At 63.2% G+C, this 22,006-nt stretch carries 19 protein-coding genes; all 19 read left to right on the top strand.

What is annotated here, in order from left to right:
• Nucleotides 1-48 precede the first annotated feature (48 nt).
• Nucleotides 49-579, top strand: coding sequence for a DUF2285 domain-containing protein (locus ACVILH_RS10785; protein WP_456712873.1), 531 nt, complete (start codon nucleotides 49-51; stop codon nucleotides 577-579).
• Between the two features lie 139 nt (nucleotides 580-718).
• The gene (locus ACVILH_RS10790) at nucleotides 719-1,021 is read left to right on the top strand and encodes a helix-turn-helix domain-containing protein (RefSeq protein ID WP_434871248.1); all 303 of its coding nucleotides are present in this window, start codon (nucleotides 719-721) and stop codon (nucleotides 1,019-1,021) included.
• Nucleotides 1,022-1,023: 2 nt separating this feature from the next.
• Complete coding sequence (locus tag ACVILH_RS10795; RefSeq protein ID WP_456716938.1) at nucleotides 1,024-1,905, top strand: replication initiator protein A; 882 nt, start codon at nucleotides 1,024-1,026, stop codon at nucleotides 1,903-1,905.
• A 292-nt stretch (nucleotides 1,906-2,197) separates the two neighbouring features.
• Nucleotides 2,198-2,662 carry a DUF2840 domain-containing protein gene (locus tag ACVILH_RS10800; RefSeq protein ID WP_456712874.1) on the top strand — a complete coding sequence of 155 codons (465 nt, stop codon included), beginning with the start codon at nucleotides 2,198-2,200 and terminating at the stop codon, nucleotides 2,660-2,662.
• The gene (locus ACVILH_RS10805) at nucleotides 2,659-3,174 is read left to right on the top strand and encodes a S26 family signal peptidase (RefSeq protein WP_456712875.1); all 516 of its coding nucleotides are present in this window, start codon (nucleotides 2,659-2,661) and stop codon (nucleotides 3,172-3,174) included. Before ACVILH_RS10800 ends, ACVILH_RS10805 begins: the two co-directional genes overlap by 4 nt.
• 820 nt (nucleotides 3,175-3,994) lie before the next feature.
• Entirely contained in the window at nucleotides 3,995-5,755 is a 1,761-nt protein-coding gene (locus ACVILH_RS10810; RefSeq protein WP_456712876.1) for a relaxase/mobilization nuclease domain-containing protein, read from the top strand.
• 19 nt (nucleotides 5,756-5,774) lie between these two features.
• Nucleotides 5,775-7,763, top strand: a complete 1,989-nt coding sequence (locus ACVILH_RS10815; protein WP_456712877.1) for a conjugal transfer protein TraG — start codon at nucleotides 5,775-5,777, stop codon at nucleotides 7,761-7,763.
• Between the two features lie 10 nt (nucleotides 7,764-7,773).
• A complete protein-coding gene (locus ACVILH_RS10820) occupies nucleotides 7,774-8,235 on the top strand; it encodes a ribbon-helix-helix domain-containing protein (RefSeq protein WP_456716939.1) in 462 nt (153 codons plus the stop codon).
• A 139-nt stretch (nucleotides 8,236-8,374) separates the two neighbouring features.
• Nucleotides 8,375-10,351: a cache domain-containing protein gene (locus ACVILH_RS10825; protein ID WP_456716940.1), complete on the top strand. Its 1,977-nt coding sequence runs from the start codon at nucleotides 8,375-8,377 to the stop codon at nucleotides 10,349-10,351.
• Between the two features lie 233 nt (nucleotides 10,352-10,584).
• Complete coding sequence (locus ACVILH_RS10830) at nucleotides 10,585-11,112, top strand: hypothetical protein (protein ID WP_456712878.1); 528 nt, start codon at nucleotides 10,585-10,587, stop codon at nucleotides 11,110-11,112.
• A gap of 43 nt (nucleotides 11,113-11,155) precedes the next feature.
• Complete coding sequence (locus tag ACVILH_RS10835; RefSeq protein ID WP_456712879.1) at nucleotides 11,156-12,520, top strand: MFS transporter; 1,365 nt, start codon at nucleotides 11,156-11,158, stop codon at nucleotides 12,518-12,520.
• 153 nt (nucleotides 12,521-12,673) lie between these two features.
• Nucleotides 12,674-14,350: a CHASE3 domain-containing protein gene (locus ACVILH_RS10840; protein WP_456716941.1), complete on the top strand. Its 1,677-nt coding sequence runs from the start codon at nucleotides 12,674-12,676 to the stop codon at nucleotides 14,348-14,350.
• A gap of 969 nt (nucleotides 14,351-15,319) precedes the next feature.
• Nucleotides 15,320-16,285, top strand: a complete 966-nt coding sequence (gene trbB / locus ACVILH_RS10845; RefSeq protein WP_456712880.1) for a P-type conjugative transfer ATPase TrbB — start codon at nucleotides 15,320-15,322, stop codon at nucleotides 16,283-16,285.
• 53 nt (nucleotides 16,286-16,338) lie between these two features.
• Nucleotides 16,339-16,605: a TrbC/VirB2 family protein gene (locus ACVILH_RS10850; RefSeq protein ID WP_456712881.1), complete on the top strand. Its 267-nt coding sequence runs from the start codon at nucleotides 16,339-16,341 to the stop codon at nucleotides 16,603-16,605.
• On the top strand, nucleotides 16,605-16,868 hold the full coding sequence (locus ACVILH_RS10855) for a VirB3 family type IV secretion system protein (protein ID WP_456712882.1): 264 nt from the start codon (nucleotides 16,605-16,607) through the stop codon (nucleotides 16,866-16,868). The genes ACVILH_RS10850 and ACVILH_RS10855 overlap by 1 nt, the downstream gene beginning before the upstream one ends.
• 8 nt (nucleotides 16,869-16,876) lie before the next feature.
• On the top strand, nucleotides 16,877-19,318 hold the full coding sequence (gene trbE / locus ACVILH_RS10860; protein ID WP_456712883.1) for a conjugal transfer protein TrbE: 2,442 nt from the start codon (nucleotides 16,877-16,879) through the stop codon (nucleotides 19,316-19,318).
• Nucleotides 19,318-20,043: a P-type conjugative transfer protein TrbJ gene (gene trbJ / locus ACVILH_RS10865; RefSeq protein WP_456712884.1), complete on the top strand. Its 726-nt coding sequence runs from the start codon at nucleotides 19,318-19,320 to the stop codon at nucleotides 20,041-20,043. Before trbE ends, trbJ begins: the two co-directional genes overlap by 1 nt.
• Nucleotides 20,044-20,096: 53 nt before the next feature.
• Nucleotides 20,097-21,320, top strand: coding sequence for a P-type conjugative transfer protein TrbL (gene trbL, locus ACVILH_RS10870; RefSeq protein ID WP_456712885.1), 1,224 nt, complete (start codon nucleotides 20,097-20,099; stop codon nucleotides 21,318-21,320).
• A 1-nt stretch (nucleotide 21,321) separates the two neighbouring features.
• Nucleotides 21,322-22,005 carry a conjugal transfer protein TrbF gene (gene trbF, locus ACVILH_RS10875; RefSeq protein ID WP_456712886.1) on the top strand — a complete coding sequence of 228 codons (684 nt, stop codon included), beginning with the start codon at nucleotides 21,322-21,324 and terminating at the stop codon, nucleotides 22,003-22,005.
• The last annotated feature ends 1 nt before the right edge of the window (nucleotide 22,006 follow it).

The following is a 22,006-nucleotide window of genomic DNA, read 5'->3' on the forward strand; positions in this document are numbered from 1 at the left end:
CCCGCGCTGCCTTTCGACGCCCAGCCTGTGTTCTGGGCGCCTGAGGAGTTGTCGACTGTTCTGGCGCTTGTCGAGATCGGCGAGCATATGCCGGTCGTCGCGCCGCTCGTAAAGCTGCCGTCGTTCGCGCCGGATCAACTGCGCCGAGCGACAGACGGCTGGCATGTCGTCGCTCGAATCGGCGCAAGCCAGCACCGCGTGTGGCTTCGCAGGAAGCCGTTGAGCGCGGTGTCCTACGCGGCACTGCTGCCGTATGACCGCGACTTCAAGATGCGCAACGAGGCTGCCGACCGTCTCTGGCGTGCCCTGCGTGCGCAGCCGCTTGGACCCGCCTCTGACGGCTTGACGGAGCAGCGCCGCAGGCGCCTGGTGCTGATCTTGCGCGCGCTCGATGGTTGGCAGCAGGGTCATAGTCATCGAACGATTGCAGAAGTGCTGTTCGGCGCAGCGCGCATTCCTGCGCGCGCTTGGAAAACGAGCGAAGTGCGCAGCCAAACCCGACGTTTGGTCGAGGACGGCCTGTCCTTGATCCGCGGGGGATATCGGCAACTCCTGCGACCGCCGCGCAAGGACGAATAGCATCTCGCATCCAATAGGAGGTGGCCGGAAACGGCCACCTCGATCTGCGGCCTCCCCCTTCGCTGGCCTACGCCTCCATGCTGACCGGCAACGCGCTGCACTACGAGGAAGCGCGCAGGTCTGTCCTGGAGGTTGCCAGATGTCCGATTCCTTGGCCGGTCTTCCGCCGCGCTTTCTTCGTACGCCCGAGGCTGCGCGTTATCTCGGCCTGTCCGGCCGCACGCTCGAGAAGCACCGGACCTACGGCACTGGCCCGACCTATCGCAAGATCGGCGGCCGCGTCGTCTATGCGCTCGACGACCTCAAAGCGTGGGTCGACCGCGGCACCAAAACGTCGACCGCCGATCCCGGGCAGGGCACGGTTCTGCCCGCCAAGCGGCATGCAGGTCTCGTCCCCTATGCAGGCAAAGAGCGCCGCGTACAGCGGGCTGTGCGGGCGTGAGCATGCGTCACTTGCGCAAATCCGAGCGCGCCCAGCTCGATCTGTTTCGCGCGCTGCCTGGCGATCTCGCCCCGCGCGACGCGCAGGATCTGATGGCCTATCCGTTTTTCTCGCTGGCTAAAACCAAGCGCGTGGTGCCGATCGATTTCCGCGCCGGGACTGTCGCGATCCGTGTCGAGGCCGTCCCCGAGCACGGCATGGCGACCATCTGGGATGCGGACGTTCTGATCTGGGCAGCGTCGCAGATCGTCGAAGCGCGTGACGCCGGACTGAAAACATCGCGCCTGATGGCGGCTACGCCGTATGAGATCCTGACGTTCGTCGGCCGCGGTACGGGCGTGCGCGATTACGACCGTCTGAAAGCAGGTCTCGACCGTCTGCAATCGACGACCGTGCTGACGTCGATCCGCCAGCCGAGCGAGCGCCGGCGGCATCGATTCTCCTGGATCAACGAGTGGAAGGAGACGGCGGATGCGCATGGCAAGCCCTCCGGGCTGCAGCTGATCCTGCCGGATTGGTTCTATTCAGGCGTCATCGACGATGCGCTCGTGCTGACGATCGACCGCGATTATTTCGCGCTGACGGGCGGTCTGGAGCGCTGGCTCTATCGTCTCGTGCGCAAGCATGGCGGTCATCAGGATTGCGGCTGGAGCTTCGATCTCGGCTATCTCCACGCCAAATCCGGCAGCCTCTCGCCGCTCAAACATTTCGCCTACGACCTGCGCGAAATCGTCCGCCGCCAGACGTTGCCCGGTTACGAGCTCATGCTGACACGCGATCCGAACGGAACCGAGCGGCTGAACTTCACGGCCGCCATTACGGATCCCATCGCGCGCCGCTTCGCCAAGCGTGCCTCATCGAACGCTGCTGGGGACAAGCTGTGAATTGTCTCGTGCTATCGGGGACCGGAAGACTCGTGCCATCGGGGACCGGATCCTCGTGCTATCGGGGACCGAAATCGGTCTTAACCCGCTCTGACAGTTCAGCTTTTCGGCCCCTTAACTTACCTAACTGCAAAATCCTTCGGATTTTGTCTAACGGGCACCGTCAGCGCCGTACCGTTGGAAGCCCGCCGCCTTTGCGTGGGCGGTCCTCAAGGGTGCTCGAGCAGCCTCCTGTGCGCTCGTGCCGGGCCCTCCAGCGCCTCCCAATCCTGTCCAAACGAGAGATGATCAGATGAGCGAGCTGACGCGCGTCCAGCTGCTATGGCTGCAGGGTAGAATCGAGAACCGCATCCGCTTCGGCCGAACCGTGCAAGAGTTGCGGCTCGATCACTTCCGCCGCGTGGTCTCATTCACGCCCGGCAGCGTGTTTGCGTTCGTTCGCTGGTCGTCGAATGACTACGGCACGGTGCTGTCGCGGATCGACATTCTGCAGGCTGTCTACCCAGGGGAAGCCTGCGCGACCGTGCCGTTCGTAGGCCCTGGAGCAGCCATTCTGCTGCAGGTTTTCGGCTGGCCGAAGGTCGAGCGCGTGCTGCAGCACATCGATGCGATCGAGGCGCTCGGCATCGACCCAGCGGATGTCGCACCGGATCATTGGCGGCACGTCCAGAACCGCTTCACAGCCAATGAGCCGCCGCGGCCATACACGCTGCTGCGGCACCGCGCCTGGCTGCATCGCCGGAGCATCATGCCATGAGACAACGCGTGTCGATCGTCGCGGCTATGCTCTTCGGTGTTTCGCTTCTGCTCGGAACGAGCGCGCTCGATCTGCGGCCGCGCTTCATCTGGAATGCCTCGGACAGCGTGCCCATCGGGCTCTATGCCGTGCGGCCGGTCAGCGACTGGTTCGTCACCGAGCTGGTAGTCGTGAGGCCTCAAGCGCAGCTAGCGTCGTTCCTCGCCGCTAGCGGCTACTTGCCGGCCAGCGTGCCGATGCTGAAGCGGATCCTTGCCCTTCCAGGCCAAACCGTCTGTCGCCGCGAGCTCGTGATCATCGTGGATGGCGTTGAAGTTGGCGCCGCGCGATCGAACGATCATCGTGGCCGTCCGCTGCCGGATTGGCAGGGCTGTCGCATCGTCGGCGACGGGCAGATCTTCCTGATGAACTGGCAGTCGGACAGATCGTTGGACGGCCGGTATTTCGGTTTGACGGCGATGTCGGATGTGATCGGACGCGCGGTTTCCATGTGGACCAGGGAGACGGAATGATGCGCTCGATCTGCAGCCGACTTGCAATGAAACCGTCTGACCCGCAGCAGGGCCGCAGCGGCTTTCGGGCTCTTGGCAGTGCTGCTAGCACCAGTGTTAGCACTAGTGCTAACGCCTGCTCGGACGTCGATTTAGGTGCGCTCAATACCACCGAGGGTCAATTCGCAGTCGAATGCTGTGCCGGGCAATCCCATCCCCGAAGCACATACGCTTTGCACTCCGGGCGTTTGTCTGGCGCCGGATCAGACGACAAAAAGGCTCGTTGGTCGAACGACTCAGATCGTGCAGTTGCCACCTGCGGCCCTCGTCCGGACTACGCTAGACTGCACGGCGAACGACGGAAGTTTGCCCTCCTTCCGGCACCTTCGTTGCAGCAGATTCAGTTGGTTGCTGAGGCCGTTAACGGCCGATCTCCGGCCGACCTGTCGTCTGATGACGAGCACTGCCGTAACATGTCAGATGCCGCTCAGCCGGCTTTCCTGGTTGCTGCCAAACTGCCGTCATGTCGCACGCCGCTCGCGCTGGTGGCAGCCAATGTTCTCGGCTTGTTTCGGTATCGCCGTTTTTTCTCTGGACCCGTCTGGAGTACGACGAGACGCGCCAACATACGAACTAATAGGGCCGTAGAGAGCAAGCCGGAAGGGGGCGAGCTTTCAGGGCAAGATAAAAGCGGCTCGCCGGTTGAACGCCAAGCCATTGGCATGGCTTGTGTTCAACCGTGCCGGTCGGTCGGAGCGCGTGCCGCGCTCTGCACTTTTAGTAGTGAGATCAATGTTGTTTTCGGCACTGTAGTTTTTCCGGCGGCCCTGGGGCGCCGCGCATGACCACGAGCGAGCGCGAGTTCCGCATCCGACCGGGGCGCATTCGTCAGGGGCGGAGCGCCAAGGCGAAGAGCTTCATCAATCGCGTGCTGCGGGCGGCGAATGCGGCGGGGCACATGCCGCCGTTGTCAGTCGTGAATGGACGCTACGCAGTACGGGCTCATTCGACCTTCGGGCGGGGCCGGGTGAGCTTCAGCCGAGAGCGGCTGTTTGCGCCGACCCGCCGGGTCACGGTCAAGGCGCGTATCGTAAGACACAAGGGGCGTGCGTTTCGGTCAGCGCCTCTGGCGACGCATCTGGCCTACCTCAAGCGGGACGGCGTCACGCGGAACGGCGGGCCGGCGCGGATGTTCGATGCGGCAGGCGATCATGCCGATGAGGCTGGCTTCGAGGCGCGGGGCAAAGGTGACCGGCATCATTTTCGCTTCATTGTCTCGCCGGAGGATGCCGCCGACATGGTGGACCTCAGGGCCTTCACCCGCGACCTGATGCGGCAGATGGAGGCCGATCTCTCGACGCGGTTGGAGTGGATCGCTGTCGACCACTGGAACACGGATAATCCACACATCCATGTGCTCGTCCGCGGCGTCGACGAGACGGGCGCGGATCTCGTGATCTCCCGCGACTACATCAGCCGTGGCCTGCGCGCTCGCGCTGAGGAGCTGGTTGGGCTCGAGCTCGGTCCGAAGCCGGAGCACGAGATCCGCAGCGCGTTGGAGAAGGAGATCACGGCCGACCGTTGGACGCGGCTCGATGGCGAGATCCGGATGGCGGCCGACGAAGTCGGTGCTATCGATCTTCGTCAAGACGCGCCCGGTCTTCCGGATCGGCAGGTCGTCGGACTCATGCGCGGGCGTCTGCAGTATCTGGAACGGCTGGGGCTCGCGACAGCGGCGGGCCCGAACGAGTGGATGTTCGAGCTCGGGGCCGAGCGGAAGCTCTGGGAGCTCAGCACGCGTGGTGACATCATCAAGACCATGCACCGGGCGTTCGCTGCCCGTGGCGAAGGGCGGGCTATCGCGGATTACGCTATAGAGGGATTCGAGGCTGCCTCGCCGATCGTTGGCCGGCTGGTCGACCGCGGGCTGCATGACGAACTGACGGGCGAGGCCTTTGCCGTGATCGATGGCGTGGATGGCCGAGCGCACCACGTCCGGTTCCGTGGACTCGAAGCCTTTGCACAAGCGCCGCCGGCCGGCGGCATCGTCGAGGTTCGCCGCTTCGGCGGATCAGACGAGGCACGGCCGACGCTGGTGCTGGCGACGCGGTCCGATCTCAGCCTGGCCGACCAAATCGGGGCCGAGGGTGCGACTTGGCTCGACCATCGGCTGGTCGAGCGCGAGCCCATGCCGCTGGCCCATGGCGGCTTTGGTGCCGAGGTTAGGGACGCACTCCGTGCTAGGGCCGAGCATCTCGTGAGCCAAGGACTGGCCCGGCGTGATGGCCAGCGGATCGTCGTCCAGCGGGATCTCTTAAAGACGCTGCGGCAGCGGGAGCTCGAGACGGTCGGTGCCAGGATGTCCGCCGAGCTCAAGCTCCCGCATCTGCCGGTCGAGCCTGGCGCGCCGGTTGCGGGGACCTACCGTCAGCGGCTCGCGCTCGCCTCGGGACGCTTCGCCCTGATCGACAATGGTCTCGGATTCCACCTCGTGCCGTGGTCGCGCGAGATCGACCAGCGGCTCGGCAAATCCGTCACTGGTCTCGCCAAGGCCGGCGGCATCGAATGGCAGATCGGTCGCAAGCGCGACCTTGGCCTCTAGTTCAATCGGGAGAGCGCACATGCCGGCAACCAGGATCCTGTGGGGCCAAGTCCTTGCCGTCTCGTTGATTGTCCTGCTCACGGTCTGGGGCGCGACTGAATGGACGGCGTGGCGTCTCGCCTTCCAGCCACGACTGGGACCCGCTTGGTTCACCGTTGCAGGATGGCCGGTCTATTGGCCGCCGGCGTTCTTCTGGTGGTGGTTCGTCTATGACGCTTACGCGCCGACCGTGTTCACCGAAGGCGCGGCGATTGCGGCACTGGGGAGCCTGCTGGCTGTTGCTGCCGCCATTGGCATGTCGCTGTGGCGGGCGCGTGAGGCGCGGATCGTTGCGACCTACGGATCTGCGCGCTGGGCCGAGCCGGCGGAGGTGGAGAAGGCCGGGCTGCTCGGTGACGACGGTGTCGTACTCGGACGGCTGGGGCCGTGCTATCTCCGTCACGACGGACCCGAACACGTCCTCTGCTTTGCGCCGACCCGCTCCGGCAAGGGTGTGGGTCTCGTGGTGCCCTCGCTTCTGACCTGGTCTGGGTCAGCCATCGTCCATGACATCAAGGGCGAGAACTGGCAGCTGACGGCCGGCTTCCGCGCGCGGCATGGACGGGTGCTGCTGTTTGATCCGACCAACCCAAGGGGCTCCGCCTACAATCCCCTGCTGGAAGTCAGGCGCGGCGCCTTCGAAGTCCGTGACGTGCAGAACGTCGCCGATGTGCTGGTGGATCCTGAAGGCTCCCTCGAGAAGCGCAGCCATTGGGAAAAGACCAGCCACTCGCTGCTGGTTGGGGCCATCCTGCACGTGCTCTACGCGGAAGCAGACAAGACCTTGGCGGGGGTCGCCGCCTTCTTGTCCGATCCGAAGCGGTCGATCGAGATCACGCTCATGGCGATGATGGCAACGCCCCATCTCGGCGAGGCAGGACCACATCCCGTGATCGCATCGACCGCGCGCGAGCTCCTGAACAAATCCGAGAACGAACGATCGGGCGTGCTGTCGACCGCGATGTCGTTCCTCGGGCTCTACCGCGATCCTGTGGTAGCAGAGGTCACCGGCCGTTGCGACTGGCGGATCGCTGACCTGATCGCGGCCGAGGAGCCGGCCACGCTGTACCTGGTCGTGCCGCCGTCCGACATCTCCCGCACCAAGCCGCTCATCCGGCTCGTGCTCAATCAGATCGGCCGTCGCCTGACCGAGGATCTGCAGGCGCGAGCGAGGCGGCATCGCGTGCTGATGATGCTGGACGAGTTTCCGGCGCTCGGGCGGCTCGACTTCTTCGAATCTGCGCTCGCCTTCATGGCCGGCTATGGGATCAAGAGCTTTCTGATCGCCCAGTCGCTCAATCAGATCGAAAAGGCCTATGGGCCGAACAACGCGATCCTGGACAATTGCCATGTTCGGGTCAGCTTCGCCACCAACGATGAGCGGACCGCCAAGCGTGTCTCGGATGCGCTTGGCACAGCCACCGAAATGCGCGCCATGAAAAACTATGCCGGTCATCGGCTGGCGCCCTGGCTTGGCCACCTCATGGTCTCGCGCCAGGAAACCCCGCGGGCGCTGCTGACGCCGGGCGAGGTGATGCAGCTGCCGCCGACCGATGAGGTTGTCATGGTCGCGGGCGCACCGCCGATCCGGGCCAAGAAGGTTCGCTACTTCGAGGACCCGCGGCTTGTCGCGCGGATCATGCCGCCACCGGAGCTGGCGCGATCCGAGACTTTGCGGAGGGCAGACGATTGGTCAGCTCTGCTAACGATCGCGCCGGTGCTGGCCAAGTCGGAGGCGAGATCGCCGACGAGCGAGGATCAGGCCAATGGTGGTTTGCGCCGCGAGCCGGAGCTACCTGAGCACGTTGCGATTGCGAGTGAAGCGGTGCCAGCGGACCCAGCTGACGAGTTCTCGCTCGTGCTCGATGATGATGACCAAGCGCCTCTTCCCAGCAGTAGTCGAGATCCGACGATGGTGGGTGTCGCGCGCCAAGCGGCGCTCGATCCTGGCGACGATCTCGGTCTCTGAGGATCGCACGATGCGTGATCGTATGAATGTCTATTTCCCACCCGAGCTTCTGAAGCAGATCACCGAACTGGCCGACCGCAAAAAGCTGTCGCGCTCGGCGATCGTGGAGGCCGCCGTGCTGTCGTTTCTGTCGCCCGACGGAGCCGACCGGCGCGAGGCGGCGTTCACGCGCAGGCTCGACCGGTTGTCACGACAGATGCAGCGACTGGAGCGCGACGTCGGCATTCTCGCCGAGACGCTTGCGCTGTTCGTCCGCTTTTGGCTGACCGTAACACCACCACTGCCGAACGAGGCGCAGCCCGCTGCGAATCTCAAGGGGCGTGAGCGCTTCGAAGGCTTCGTCGAGGCGCTAGGCCGGCGGTTGCAAAAGGGGCAGAGCTTTTTGCGGGAGATCCCCGAGGATTTCGTCAGAAATTTCCCGGAAGAGCCATCCAGCCATAAGGATAAGCCGAGTTCCAGCGCTGGAACCTGACTCAGAGTGCTGTCTTGGAAAGATGACGGCCGTAATTTAACGGCCACAATATTTAATGGTTATGCAAGCTGTTCGCATCAGCTTCGTTCAAGGTATCGGCACCGGCGCCGCAACCTTTACATACAGCTTTGGTGTGTGCATGCGGATCAGTCTGTCCGTTCGAATTTACGCGATTATCGGCTTAAGCTTTTGTGGTCTTCTCGGTCTGGCGCTGTTTCAGGCGCTGAATCTGTCGACCTCTCTCCGGCAGCAGAGGCAGAGCGAGCTCCAGCATCTCGTCCAGAACGCGCTGAGCATAGTCCGAGACGAGTACGATAAGGCGAATGGCGGCAGCACATCGATGGTCGATGCGCAGAAGCGCGCGGCCGACCGCCTTGCAAAGCTGAGGTACGGCAGCGGCGACTATTTCTGGATCAATGATCTGGCGCCGCGCATGGTCATGCATCCGCTCAAGCCGGAGCTCAACGGTCAGGACCTCAGCCAGAACAAGGATCCAAGCGGCAAGCGTCTCTTTGTGGAGTTTGCTGACGTTGTGAAGAAGCAAGGCGCAGGCTTTGTTGATTATCAATGGCCGAAGCCGGGCAAGGATGCGCCGCAGCCCAAACTGTCATATGTCGCAGGTTTTGAACCGTGGGGATGGGTCGTCGGAACGGGCGTCTATATCGACGATATGCAGGCCCAGGTCTGGCACAGTGCGAGCGAAGTGATTTGGGCAGCGCTTGGAGTCATTGTGATAGTCGGCGGCATTACGCTGTTGATTGCCCGTCGAACCTCAAAAGCGCTGGCCAGCATGACGGCAGCGCTCGACCGGCTTGCCAGCGGCGATTTCGACATTCAGCTGCCAGGTCTGGCTCGGAAGGACGAGCTCGGCGACATGGCGAGATCGATCGCGCAATTCAAGATCAAATCGATGGAGAGGGCGAACGAAATTGCCCGTGAGGAGAGCGAGCGACTTCAGGCGATGGACCGTATGAAGGCAAAAGCCTTGCGGGACATGGCAGAGACCGTCGAGCGTGAGACCAACAAAGCCGTCGGCGAAGTCGCGGGCGGAACGGAAGAAATGGCCGGAAACGCGTCTTCAATGACCGAGAGCGCCCTCACGCTCGGGAAAAACAGCAGCAGTGTCGCTGCCGCAGCAGAGCAGGCTCTGGCCAATACGCAAACCGTAGCGCGTGCATCTGCACAGCTCGCAACGTCGATTTCAGAGATCGCAGCACAGGTGAAATCGTCGCGAGAACTCACCGCTCGCGCTGTCTCAGCTTCGGCAGAGGCCCAGACCACCGTGGCAAAGCTATCGGAAGCGGCAAGCAAGGTCGGTGCGGTTACCAACCTTATCAACGAGATCGCGGGCCAGACCAACCTTCTCGCTCTCAACGCAACAATTGAGGCCGCTCGGGCCGGTGAAGCGGGACGAGGATTTGCTGTGGTGGCCTCCGAGGTCAAGTCACTCGCTGAGCAAACGGCGCGGGCAACGAGTGAGATCGCGCAGCAGATCAGCGAAATCCAGAGTTCCACACAGGCCTCGGTAGCCTCGATTGGAGCGATTGGTGAGGTGATCCGCAACGTCGAAGCTGTCTCTTCGACGATCGCAAACGCTATTCAAGCACAGGATGGCGTGACACTGGAGATCTCGCGCACCGTCGAAGAGACGTCCCATGCCGCTCGGGAGGTCGCCACTCAAATTGCCTCCGTGTCCCGAGAGGCGAGTGAAACTGGGCGGCGTGCATCTCAAATCAGAGATGGATCGCTCGACATCGCCAAGAAGGTCGATCTCTTGCGCGAGACGCTGGTTCGTGTGATTCGGACATCCACGGGAGACGTGGATAGGCGGCGTTCTACGCGCGCAGAGATTGGCCGGCCGGGCGTCATCACGACAGATGGTAAGACCATCAACGTGCTCGTGCGGGACCTATCGCTTGGTGGGGCCATGGTCGAGCAGGCAGATGCGCCATTTCCAGCCACTGATCGACAGCTTGAGCTCGCGATCGAGGGGATAGGCTCGCACCTCAAGGGAGCGATCGCGCGAACGAACGGTCAATCGGCAGTGATCCTCTGGAAGCATACCGAGGATCAGAAAGCGACGGTTGAGCATCTCATGGCTCGATTAGCCGCCTAAGGGCGGCTCTGCCCTGTCATGGTTTAGCGCGGGTTTGCCTTCTCAACGCGGCGTTTGCGTCGGCGGGCTCATGGGGCACCGCGGTTTGCGCTGAGAGTCTGTCATCCACCAAGCCGACGTCCGGCCAGCTTACGCCAGAGCGTCCTTTTATGCGCAGGAGCGCGACGCGTTCTGGCGCACGCGTGCGATGAACCGAGAAGCGGCTTAAGGACGGACCAAATGAGGTCCGTACAATGAAGAAAAAGATCACTCTGCAGCTCTCCGCTGAAATTCTCGACCGTCTGAAGAGCGCAACCGACGAGCGATGTGTGAATCGCGCGATCCTGGTGGAGAAGGCACTGGAGCGCTTCCTCTGTGAGTCGGCGGATAAAGGAGTGCCGTCGCAGGATCGACTAGTGGGGTTGGAGGAGCAGCTCGAAGCTATTCAGCGGGATCTGAAGGCGCTGAATGACACCGTCGGCCTTCATGCCCGCTATCATTTGGCCTTGACGTCTTTCGGGCGCGATCGGGCCACCCAAGCTTCGGCGGATGGTCCTGGTGAGGCACCAGCGACCCGACGCGGTGAAGGGGAGGTTCGAGAGCGTATCACGGAGGATCGTTCTTCCGAGCAGGATGACGAGCCGTTGCCGTTCGGAGCTCCGACCCGTCGCGTCAGTAACGGCCGAACCGCTGTGCCAGTGACTGAGGTGTCCTGGGGTGTGCCGGCCGCCCGGGAGGGCGGCGAAGATCCCTTTCGCCTTGCAGAGGGATCGCTGCGCTGAGCAGCCATACCGCAACTGTCCCCGAGAGGCCGAGCCGGACTACATGTTCGGGAGGAAGGATGCTGAGGCCAATGACCACGGCCGCGGCATCGCCGGCTGGGCTGTTGTGGCTCTGGTCTTCGTGCCATTCGCGGCCGGCTACTTTCTCTCGTACCTGTTCCGGACGATCAATGGCGTCGTCTCTGCGCGTCTGGCCGCAGAACTAGGCCTGAATGCCGCCGATCTCGGCCTGATCACTGCAGTCTACTTTCTGGTGCTCGCGGCCGCTCAGATCCCGGTCGGCGTGATGCTCGATCGGTACGGGCCGCGGCGCGTTCAGAGCGCGCTGCTGCTGGTCGCGGCGGTGGGCGCAGCCGGGTTCGCGCGCTCGACCGGGCCGCTCTCGCTCCTGATGTCGCGCGCGGTTATTGGCCTTGGCGTCGCAGCTGCTCTCACCGCCGGCCTGAAGGCGATCGTTCTCTGGTTCCCACGCGAGCGCGTCGCGCTCGTGAACGGATACATGGTCATGCTCGGCGCGCTTGGTGCCGTTGCCGCCACGCTGCCGGCGGAAGCGGTGCTGGCCAAGACTGGATGGCGGGATCTGTTCGATATCTTGGCCGTGACCACAGCGGGTACGGCGATCCTGATCTTCTTCCTGGTCCCCGAGCGGGACGTCGAAACGTCATCCGTAGCAGCCGCTGGCGGTCTGCGAGAGATTCTGGCCGACAGACGCTTCTGGAAGATCGCGCCGCTGTCGGGCGCCTGCATCGGATCGGCCTGGTCGATGCAAGGTCTCTGGGCGCCCGCGTGGCTGGCGGACGTGGAGGGAATGACACGCACGGAGGCGGTGACCGCGCTCTGTGCGACTGCCGTTGTGCTCAGTCTTGGGGCTTGGCTGCTCGGGATGCTCGCGAGTTGGACCCGTGGAAAGGGCATCAGGCCCGAGAAATTGCTCGCATTCGTGGCGGTGCTGTTCATCCTGGCCCAACTGGCGCTGGTGCTAAGACTGCCGCTGCCGTCGATCGGCCCCTGGCTGATGATTGCCATTGTGGGATCTGCAACCGTGCTGAGCTTTGCGATCATCTCGGACTATTTTCCAAAGGAGATGGCCGGGCGAGCGAATGGCGTTCTGAACGTCGTGCACTTCGGATGGGGGTTCCTTGCGCAATACGGGACAGGACTTTTGGTGGGACAATGGATTCCACAGGACGGTCATTATCCGGCCGTCGCCTACCAAGTGGCATTCGGCGCGAACGTGGCGCTGCAGACGGCAGCCCTTTTGTGGTTCGCGATTCCAGGAGGAGGGAAGGCGAAAGCGCCGGCAGTCGATCGGCGCAGCTTCGCACTCGGCGAGGACGGAGCCGGTTACAGATCGTCCTCCGGACTACCCATTTTTCGTGGGGATCCGACCGCACAGGACCAGTGGTGAGGCTGGCAATTGTACCAGAAGCCCGGATTACTACTGGAAAAGATGTTAACCATCATTTGATGGGCGTAGGACGATCATGTGCGCAGGAAATTCAGTTGCTCAACCGCCATGGATCGGCCTTAGGTCGCAGGATCGAATATGATTTCGTCTTTGATGAACATGAAGACGTCGCGCAAGCTGGGCGCCGGCTTCCTTTTGACAATCATCGTCTCTGTCGTAGCCAGCTTCATCACCTGGCAGAACCTGAGCACGCTCGCCCAGAACAACGGCTGGACCGTCCACACCTACCAGGTCATCGATCAGACCAAGGCGCTGGTCTCTGCGATGGTTGATGCCGAAACCGGCGTGCGCGGTTTCCTGGTCGGTGGCACCGACAATTTCCTTGAGCCCTATAATAATTCCGATGTCGCCTTCAAGAAGGCGCTCACGGAGGTGAAGCAGCTGACCTCCGACAATCCGGTTCAGCAGCGCCGTTTCGACGAGATCGCGAAGGCAGCCGCGGGCTGGCGCCAGGACGTCGCTGAAAAAGAGATCGCGCTGATGCGCAATCCGCAGACCGTGCAGGATGGGCGCAAGCTGGAAGCCTCTGGCGCCGGCAAGAAATACATGGACGGGCTGCGCGCGCTGGTGAAGGAAGCCATCGACATGGAGGCTTCGCTTCTGCAGACTCGCGCGGATGCCGCAGAAGCGGCGCTCGCATCATCAAAGATGGCGATCATGACGGGCAGTGTTCTGATGGCCTTGATCGCGGTGATCTCACTGCTGGTGCTGAACTCCGCCGTGACCCGCGGCATCACCAGCATGACCGCCGCGATGGGCCGGCTCGCCAACAACGATCTAACCGTCAATATTCCTTATGCTGATCGCCGCGACGAAGTCGGCGAGATGGCCAAGGCCGTGCAGATCTTCAAGGATAATGCCATCCGCGTTCAGGCCCTCGAAGCTGAGCAGAAGGAGAACGAGCGTCGCCAGGCTGAGAACCGTCGCCGCGACATGATGGACCTCGCCGGCCGTTTCGAGCAGACCGTCGGCGACATCGTGAACGCCGTATCGACCGCCTCCGGTCGGCTGGAGACGTCCGCCAATACGCTGCGCCGTTCCGCCGAGCGGTCACAGGAGCTGACGACGACGGTGAGTTCCGCGTCTGAGCTCGCCTCAAGCAACGTACAGTCCGTTGCTTCTGCCACCGAGGAGTTGTCCTCCTCTGTGACCGAGATCAGCCGCCAGGTCCAGGAATCGGCCCGCATGGCCAACGAGGCGGTCAATCAGGCGCGCCGTACCAACGAGCAGGTCAGCGAATTGTCGAAGGCGGCCGCCCGCATCGGCGATGTCGTCGAGTTGATCAACACCATCGCCGGCCAGACCAACCTGCTGGCGCTCAACGCCACCATCGAGGCGGCTCGCGCGGGCGAAGCCGGCCGCGGCTTCGCGGTCGTCGCCACCGAGGTTAAGGCGCTGGCCGAGCAGACCTCGAAGGCCACCGGCGAGATCGGCCAGCAGATCTCCGGCATCCAGAGCGCGACCCAGGAGTCGGTCGGCGCCATCAAGGAGATCTCGGGCACCATCGAGCGGCTGTCGGAGATCGCCTCGACCATCGCCGCGGCGGTGGAAGAGCAGGGCGCCGCGACCCAGGAGATCTCGCGCAATGTCCAGCACGCCTCGCAGGGCACCAAGGATGTCTCGACCAATATCGTCGAGGTGCAGCGCGGCGCCAGCGAAACCGGCTCGGCCTCTTCGGAGGTGTTGACCGCCGCCCAGGCGCTGTCGTCCGACAGCAATCGCCTGAAGGCCGAGGTGGGACGGTTCTTGGACACTGTCCGCGCGGCATAGACCATTCGTCGTGAAGGGCAAAGCGTACCTTTGCCCTTCCTGATCGTCTATGAGTGCGTGCGTCGGAGGAGCCACGACGCCCAAAAATGGCCGATTGGCAGATCGACAAGGCCCTTTTTCATCATCAGCCAAGCAGAGGTACGCACTTTTGCCGTCGTTGCCACATTGCAATGAAGGCAGCGGGCGAGGGTGAAGAGATCTGCGGCCTATCTTTTGTCCTGCGTCTTAGATGGTGAATGGCACATGCCAAACATAATCCAGTTCCCACGGTCATTAAAGACATTCGCGCTGGTGGAGCAGTCACCAGTGCCCCACTTGAACGCACTTGTCGCGGAACACCTATCTTCCGCACTTGTGATACAGGCCGACATGCTGGAGCAGCAGCTGTCTTCATGGCGCGGCCTCCTACAGAAGATTGCGCGTGAATGTGAAAGCGAAAGCCTTGCTCCAAGCGCGGCAGACGAATTGGTAGGATCAATCCGGCAGCAAATGGATTTGGCGGAGCAAGCCATTGCGGACGTACGGCTGAATGTCTCCGCTGTGCGGGACAAAATGGGGTGAGTCAGATTGCCCGCCATCCGCTGTAGGCGATCGATCAAATTTTACAATTGGACAGGCACGCTGACGATTTCGGATCGTACTCCCAACTATCTATTCTGATCGAGGAACCGGCGGCTCAAGGCAAATGATGAGGCAGTCGATCCGACGGCCTCAGATCCGCTGCGCACAAATTTGATCAACAACTCATGAGGTATGACGAGTGGCCGTGCCTTGAGATGCGGCAGTTCGTCAGATGCGACGCCAACTCGTTGGTCGCCTTCCAGAAGCGCCTCCCAAGCTCAGCGTCTACGCTTTTCTTCGCCAGAGCGCACCGAAGGTGAGGGTGATCTTGCTCGGTCGGAGTTGCTGCATTCTTTGATCATCCGGTTCGCGCGCCGCGCGTGCGCTTGGACGAATCGGAGATCAGGGGTGACCGGGATCGCTCAAACGCAGATTGCCTCGCGTGGCGCGCGCATGCTGAGGACAGCCCTGGGGCCGGCAATCGAGCTCCTTCTCGACGATGCGTCTGTGGTCGAGGTGATACTCAATCCGGACGGCCGGCTCTGGGCTGATCGTCTGGCATCTGGTCTGGTTGACACGGGCGAGATGGTTTCCGCTGATGATGGCGAGCGGATCATTCGTCTCGTCGCCCACCATGTCGGGCTCGAGGTCCATGCGGGATCCCCGCGCGTCTCGGCGGAATTGCCGGGTACGGGCGAACGGTTCGAAGGTTTGCTTCCGCCCGTCGTCGCCGCGCCGACCTTCGCGATCCGCAAGCCGGCCGTCGCGATCTTTACGCTCGACCATTACGTTGCCGACGGGATCATGAGCTTGGTGCACGCTGATGGCTTGCGGAAAGCCGTGCTCGATCGCTGCAACATCCTGGTCGCCGGGGGCACGTCAACGGGCAAGACCACGCTGACCAACGCGCTGCTGGAAGTGGTCGCGAGGACATCAGATCGTGTTGTGCTGATCGAGGATACCCGTGAGCTGCAGTGCAATGCGCTCAATCTGGTCGCGCTTCGGACCAAGGACGGCGTGGCGTCGCTCTCCGATCTTGTTCGTTCGTCTTTGCGCCTTCGGCCGGATCGTATTCCGATCGGCGAAGTACGCGGTCCCGAGGCGCTCGATCTCCTGAAGGCCTGGGGCACGGGGCATCCCGGCGGCATCGGTACGATTCACGCGGGCTCTGCGCTCGGCGCGCTCCGGCGGCTGGAGCAGTTGATCCAGGAGGCGGTGGTGACCGTGCCGCGAGCCCTGATTGCCGAAACCATCGACGTGATCGCCGTGCTGACCGGCCGCGGTCGCACGCGCCGCCTCAGCGAGCTCGTGCGCGTGGAGGGGCTTTCTGAATCCGGAGACTACGTCCTCGCACACATGGGAGATCACTGGTGACGATACCGAAAAGAGCATTACCGGCGAGTTGGGCCGTTGCGACGGCGCTATTGATGCTGCTCGATACCCCCGCTCGCGCCGCCGGTTCGAACATGCCCTGGGAGCAGCCGCTCAATCAGATCCTGCTGTCGGTCGAGGGGCCGGTCGCCAAGATCGTCGCCGTGATCATCATCATTACGACCGGGCTATCTTTAGCGTTTGGCGAGACGTCGGGTGGCTTCCGGCGGCTGATCCAGATCGTCTTTGGGCTCTCCATCGCCTTTGCCGCCTCGAGCTTCTTCCTGTCGTTCTTCTCCTTCGGCGGCGGGGTGGTGATCTGATGGATGAAGAGGTCAAAGGTTTTGTCGCGCCGGTCCATCGCTCCCTGACTGAGCCGATCCTGCTGGGTGGTGCGCCGCGCTCTGTCGCGATCGTCAACGGCACACTGTCGGCCGCGCTGGGCCTCGGTCTGCGGCTCTGGTTCTTGGGCCTGCTGCTCTGGTTCGTTGGCCACATGATCGCGGTGTGGGCTGCGAAGCGTGATCCATCCTTCATCGAAGTGGTGCGCCGCCATCTGCGTATTCCCGGTCATCTCGGTCAGTGAGTAAAGCCATGTTCAATCTCGCCGAATATCGCCGCACCAACATCCGTCTTGCGGATTTTCTGCCGTGGGCTGCGCTGGTCGATGAAGGCATCGTCCTCAACAAGGACGGCTCGCTGCAGCGGACGGCGCGTTTCCGAGGTCCTGATCTGGAGAGTTCGGTCGAGTCCGAGCTCGTGGCTGTCGCTGCCCGCCTCAACAGCACGCTGCGGCGGCTGGGATCGGGCTGGGCCATCTTCGTGGAGGCGCAACGTCATTCGGCGGGAGCGTATCCTCCTTGCGTGTTTCCGGATGCCGCGTCCGCCCTGGTCGATGCCGAGCGGAAGGCTCAGTTTGAGGAGCAAGGGGCGCACTACGAGTTGAGCTATTTTCTGACGTTTCTGTACCTGCCGCCGCGCGAGGACGTCGCACGGTCCGAACGCGTGCTCTACGAGGGCCGGCCGCAATCCGATGCCGTCAACGGCCGGGAGATCCTGCGCGGCTTCGTCGACCACACCGATCGCATCCTGCAGCTGATCGCCGGCTTCATGCCGGAGTGCGCGTGGCTCGGTGACGAGGCCGTGCTGAGCTACCTGCATTCGACGGTCTCGACCCAGCGACAGCGCGTCCGCGTTCCCGAAATCCCGATGCATCTCGACGGCCTGCTGGCCGACCAGCTGCTCACTTGCGGTCTAGAGCCGATGCTGGGATCGGTTCATCTGCGTGTGCTCACCATCGTCGGGTTTCCGTCGGCAACGACGCCGGGGATCCTGGATGATCTGAACCGGCTGGCCTTTGCCTATCGCTGGTCGACCCGCGCCATCATGCTGGACAAGCAGGATGCGGTGAAGCTCGTCACGCGCATCCGCCGGCAGTGGTTCGCCAAGCGCAAATCGCTGGCTGCCCTTCTCAAGGAGGTGATGACCAACGAGGCGGCGAGCCTGGTGGATACCGATGCGCATAACAAGGCGATCGATGCCGACGCGGCGCTTCAGGACCTCGGCTCCGACGACGTCGGCCAGGCCTATGTCACCGCGACTGTGACCGTCTGGGACGCGGAGCCGGCACGAGCGGACGAGAAGCGGCGGCTGGTGGAGAAGGTCATCCAGAGCCGCGACTTCACCTGCATGGCCGAGAGCGTGAATGCGGTTGAGGCGTGGCTCGGCGGTCTGCCTGGGCATGTCTACGCCAATGTTCGGCAGCCGCCGCTGTCGACCTTGAATCTGGCGCATATGATTCCGCTCTCGGCCGTCTGGGCCGGCGAGACGCGCGATCATCACCTGAAGGCTCCGCCGCTGCTGTTTGGCCGGACGGAAGGGGCGACGCCGTTCCGCTTCTCGCTCCATGTCGGCGATGTCGGGCATACGCTGGTGGTCGGGCCGACTGGTGCGGGCAAATCGGTCCTGCTGGCAACGATGGCCCTGCAGTTCCGCCGCTATCCCGGCTCGCAAATCTTCGCCTTCGACTTCGGCGGCTCAATGCGGGTCGCAGCGCTTGCCATGGGTGGTGATTGGCACGATCTCGGCGGTGCGCTGGCGGCCGAGAGCGAGAGCTCGGTTGCCCTGCAGCCCTTGGCCGGGATCGACGACGTGACCGAGCGCGCCTGGGCGGCAGACTGGATCACGAGCCTGTTGGTTCGCGAGAAGATCGTGGTCACCCCGGAAGCGAAGGAGCATCTGTGGTCGGCCTTGACGTCTCTGGCGTCTGCTCCGCTGGCAGAGCGCACCTTGACCGGCCTTTCGGTGCTGCTGCAGTCCAATAGTTTGAAGCGTGCGCTCAAGCCGTATTGCCTCGATGGCGCCTACGGCCGGCTGCTGGACGCCGATCACGAGGCGCTCGGAGATGGATCAGTCCAGGCCTTTGAGACCGAGGGGCTGATCGGGACGGCCGCCGCTCCCGCCGTGCTGTCCTATCTCTTCCACCGGGTTGCGCAGCGGCTCGACGGCCGGCCGACGCTCCTGATCATCGATGAGGGCTGGCTGGCGCTGGATGATGCCGATTTCGCCGGCCAGCTGCGGGAATGGTTGAAGACCCTGCGCAAGAAGAACGCCTCCGTCGTGTTCGCTACCCAGTCGCTCTCCGACATCAACGGCTCGGCGATTGCGCCCGCGATCATCGAGAGCTGCCCGACCCGGATCCTGCTGCCGAATGAGCGTGCGATCGAGCCGCAGATTGCGGCGATCTATCGTCGGTTCGGTCTTAATGATCGCCAGATCGAGCTCATCAGCCGCGCAACCCTGAAGCGGGACTATTACTGCCAGTCGCGCCGCGGCAATCGGATGTTCGAGTTGGGGCTGGGTGAGGTGGCACTCGCATTCTCGGCGGTCTCGTCCAAGACAGACCAACTGGCCGTGTCGGAGGTTTGGGCGGCGGCCGGGAAGCAGGAGTTTGCCGCGGCGTGGCTCCGACAGCGAGGTGCGGGCTGGGCAGCCGATCTCATCCCGAATCTTGAGAACCTGGAGAGGGGCTCGTGATGTGGATGCCGAGATGGGTAGCTTCAGTCGCTGTGATGTTCCTCGCTTCGGCACCGCCGTCGCAGGCGCAACTCGTTGTGTTCGATCCCAACAACTACGCCCAGAACGTCCTCACTGCCGCGCGTGAGCTGCAGCAGATCAACAATCAGATCCTGTCACTACAGAACCAGGCGCAGATGCTGATCAACCAGGCGAAGAATCTCGCGAGCCTGCCGTACTCCTCTCTAGCACAGCTGCAGCAGTCGATCCAGCGCACGCAGGACCTTCTGAAACAGGCGCAGCGCCTCGCCTACGACGTTCAGCAGATCGATCGCGCATTTGCGACGACCTATGCGCCGGCGAAAGCGAATGCGACCGCGCAGGACCTCGTCGATAACGCGCAGTCACGCTGGCAGACCTCGGTTGCGGCGCTTCAGGACGCGCTGAAGGTCCAGGCGGGTGTCGTCGCCAATCTCGATGCCGTCAGGGGCCAATCGGCCGCATTGGTCACCGCAAGCCAGGGCGCCTCCGGTGCGCTGCAGGTCACCCAGGCCGGCAACCAGATCCTGGCGTTGCAGGCGCAACAGCTGGCCGATCTCACCGCCGCAGTGGCCGCACAGGGCAGGGCACAAAGCCTCGACACGGCGCAGCGCGCGGCTGCCCAGGATCAGGGGCGCGAGCAGCTCCGGCGCTTCCTGACGCCGGGGCAGGGCTACCAGCCATCGAACGTGCAGATGTTCCACTGAGCATGAGTGGCCGATCTGCGGATCGCTTTACAGCCAATTGAGGAGGTTGCGCGGTGACCGGAACGGGCATCATCGACCAATTCCTGGAGACGTTCACCCGGTCGATCGACAGCGGCTTCGGCCTGCTCGGTGGCGAGGTCGGCTATCTCGCGACGACGCTGGTCGCCATCGACGTCACCTTGGCCGCATTGTTCTGGGCATGGGGCGGCGAAGACGACGTGATCGCGCGGCTCGTGCGGAAGACACTGTTCGTCGGGGTCTTCGCCTATCTCATCGGCAATTGGAACAGCCTCGCTCGCGTCGTCTTCGAGAGTTTCGCTGCGTTGGGGCTGAAGGCGTCTGGCTCGGCGCTGTCGACTGCGGATTTCCTGCGGCCGGGCAAGATTGCGCAGGTCGGGCTCGACGCTGGGCGTCCGCTGTTGCAGGCGATTTCGAGCCTGATGGGCTATGTCAGCTTCTTCGAGAACTTCGTGCAGATCACCGTTCTCCTGTTTGCCTGGGTGGTCGTGCTGCTCGCCTTTTTCATTCTGGCGATCCAGCTGTTCGTCACCCTGATCGAGTTCAAGCTGACGACACTCGCCGGCTTTGTGCTGATCCCGTTCGGTCTGTTCGGCAAGACCGCGTTTGCCGCCGAGCGGGTGCTCGGCAACGTGATCTCGTCTGGCATCAAGGTCCTCGTACTGGCGGTGATCTCAGGCATCGGATCGAGCTTGTTCACGCAGCTGACACAAGCCGCCGGGGGGGAACCGCCGACGATCGACAGCGCCATGGCTCTGGTATTGGCGTCGCTGTCCCTGTTGGGTCTTGGGCTGTTCGGACCGGGCATTGCCAATGGGCTGGTGTCGGGCGGGCCGCAGCTGGGCGCCGGTAGCGCTGCCGGCGCATCATTGGCGGCAGGCGGCCTTGTCGTGGCTGGCGCTGGTCTCGCGGCAGGAGCTGCGGGGTTCGGTGGTGCTGCCTTATCCGGCTCAGCAAAGGCGGCTGCTTCCCTTCGCTCTGGTGTGTCTAGCGTTTTGCGCGGCGGCATGACCGGAGCTGATGAGGCGGAGGCAACCGCAAGCCCGCTTCGTCAGAAGGCGGAAGCACGGAGCAGCGGAGTCGATCGCTCTCATGCAGCCGAGGGCGGCGGTTCGGCCGGCGGCTCGCCCCGTTGGGCGCAACGCATCAAGGCGGCGCAAGCCATTCAACAGGGCACATCCACGACCACGCAGGCCGTGCGCAACACCGAGCAAGGCGGGCATGGCGGCTCCGTCGATCTCTCCGAGGGGAAATCCTGACATGTTCAAGCGTCCATCCGTCCACTATGGCCGTACGCCCGAACCCGTAACGCCATATCAGAAGGCGGCTCAGGTTTGGGACGAGCGCATTGGTTCGGCGCGCGTCCAGGCCAGGAATTGGCGCCTGATGGCATTCGGATGTCTTGGACTTGCGGCCGGCTTTGCTTCCGCGCTCGTCTGGCAGTCGACGCGCGGCACGGTGACACCTTGGGTGGTCGAGGTCGGCCATCTCGGCGAGGTCCAGCGCGTGGCGCCTGCCATCGCAGACTACAGGCCGACCGATCCGCAAGTCGCCTTCCATCTAGCACGCTTCATCGAGGATGTGAGGGGCCTGCCGGCCGACGGCATCGTGCTGCGCCAGAATTGGCTGCGCGCTTACGACTTTACGACCGATCGCGGAGCGGCGGCGCTCAATGACTATGCGCGCTCCAACGATCCCTTCACGCGGCTCGGTAAGACGCAGGTCTCAGTCGAGGTCTCCAGCGTCATCCGCGCTTCACCCGACAGCTTTCGCATCGCCTGGGTTGAGCGCCGCTATGAGAACGGCGCGCTGAGCGCGACCGAGCGCTGGAGCGCGATCCTCACCATCGTCCTCGTCATGCCAGACAATGCCGACAGGCTCCGTAAGAACCCGCTCGGCGTCTACGTCCATGCCATCAACTGGTCGAAGGAGTTGTCGCAGTGAA

Source organism: Bradyrhizobium sp. USDA 4353 (assembly GCF_054063215.1).

What these genes read in the sequence shown, in the direction of transcription:
- trbJ (WP_456712884.1), top strand. Translation starts at nt 19,318, where the DNA reads ATGTGGATGCCGAGATGGGTAGCTTCAGTCGCTGTGATGTTCCTCGCT.
- ACVILH_RS10820 (WP_456716939.1), top strand. Translation starts at nt 7,774, where the DNA reads ATGCGTGATCGTATGAATGTCTATTTCCCACCCGAGCTTCTGAAGCAG.
- ACVILH_RS10795 (WP_456716938.1), top strand. Translation starts at nt 1,024, where the DNA reads ATGCGTCACTTGCGCAAATCCGAGCGCGCCCAGCTCGATCTGTTTCGC.
- ACVILH_RS10850 (WP_456712881.1), top strand. Translation starts at nt 16,339, where the DNA reads ATGCTGCTCGATACCCCCGCTCGCGCCGCCGGTTCGAACATGCCCTGG.
- ACVILH_RS10815 (WP_456712877.1), top strand. Translation starts at nt 5,775, where the DNA reads ATGCCGGCAACCAGGATCCTGTGGGGCCAAGTCCTTGCCGTCTCGTTG.
- ACVILH_RS10835 (WP_456712879.1), top strand. Translation starts at nt 11,156, where the DNA reads ATGTTCGGGAGGAAGGATGCTGAGGCCAATGACCACGGCCGCGGCATC.
- ACVILH_RS10855 (WP_456712882.1), top strand. Translation starts at nt 16,605, where the DNA reads ATGGATGAAGAGGTCAAAGGTTTTGTCGCGCCGGTCCATCGCTCCCTG.
- ACVILH_RS10800 (WP_456712874.1), top strand. Translation starts at nt 2,198, where the DNA reads ATGAGCGAGCTGACGCGCGTCCAGCTGCTATGGCTGCAGGGTAGAATC.
- ACVILH_RS10790 (WP_434871248.1), top strand. Translation starts at nt 719, where the DNA reads ATGTCCGATTCCTTGGCCGGTCTTCCGCCGCGCTTTCTTCGTACGCCC.
- ACVILH_RS10805 (WP_456712875.1), top strand. Translation starts at nt 2,659, where the DNA reads ATGAGACAACGCGTGTCGATCGTCGCGGCTATGCTCTTCGGTGTTTCG.
- trbE (WP_456712883.1), top strand. Translation starts at nt 16,877, where the DNA reads ATGTTCAATCTCGCCGAATATCGCCGCACCAACATCCGTCTTGCGGAT.
- ACVILH_RS10840 (WP_456716941.1), top strand. Translation starts at nt 12,674, where the DNA reads ATGAACATGAAGACGTCGCGCAAGCTGGGCGCCGGCTTCCTTTTGACA.
- ACVILH_RS10825 (WP_456716940.1), top strand. Translation starts at nt 8,375, where the DNA reads ATGCGGATCAGTCTGTCCGTTCGAATTTACGCGATTATCGGCTTAAGC.
- ACVILH_RS10810 (WP_456712876.1), top strand. Translation starts at nt 3,995, where the DNA reads ATGACCACGAGCGAGCGCGAGTTCCGCATCCGACCGGGGCGCATTCGT.
- ACVILH_RS10830 (WP_456712878.1), top strand. Translation starts at nt 10,585, where the DNA reads ATGAAGAAAAAGATCACTCTGCAGCTCTCCGCTGAAATTCTCGACCGT.
- trbF (WP_456712886.1), top strand. Translation starts at nt 21,322, where the DNA reads ATGTTCAAGCGTCCATCCGTCCACTATGGCCGTACGCCCGAACCCGTA.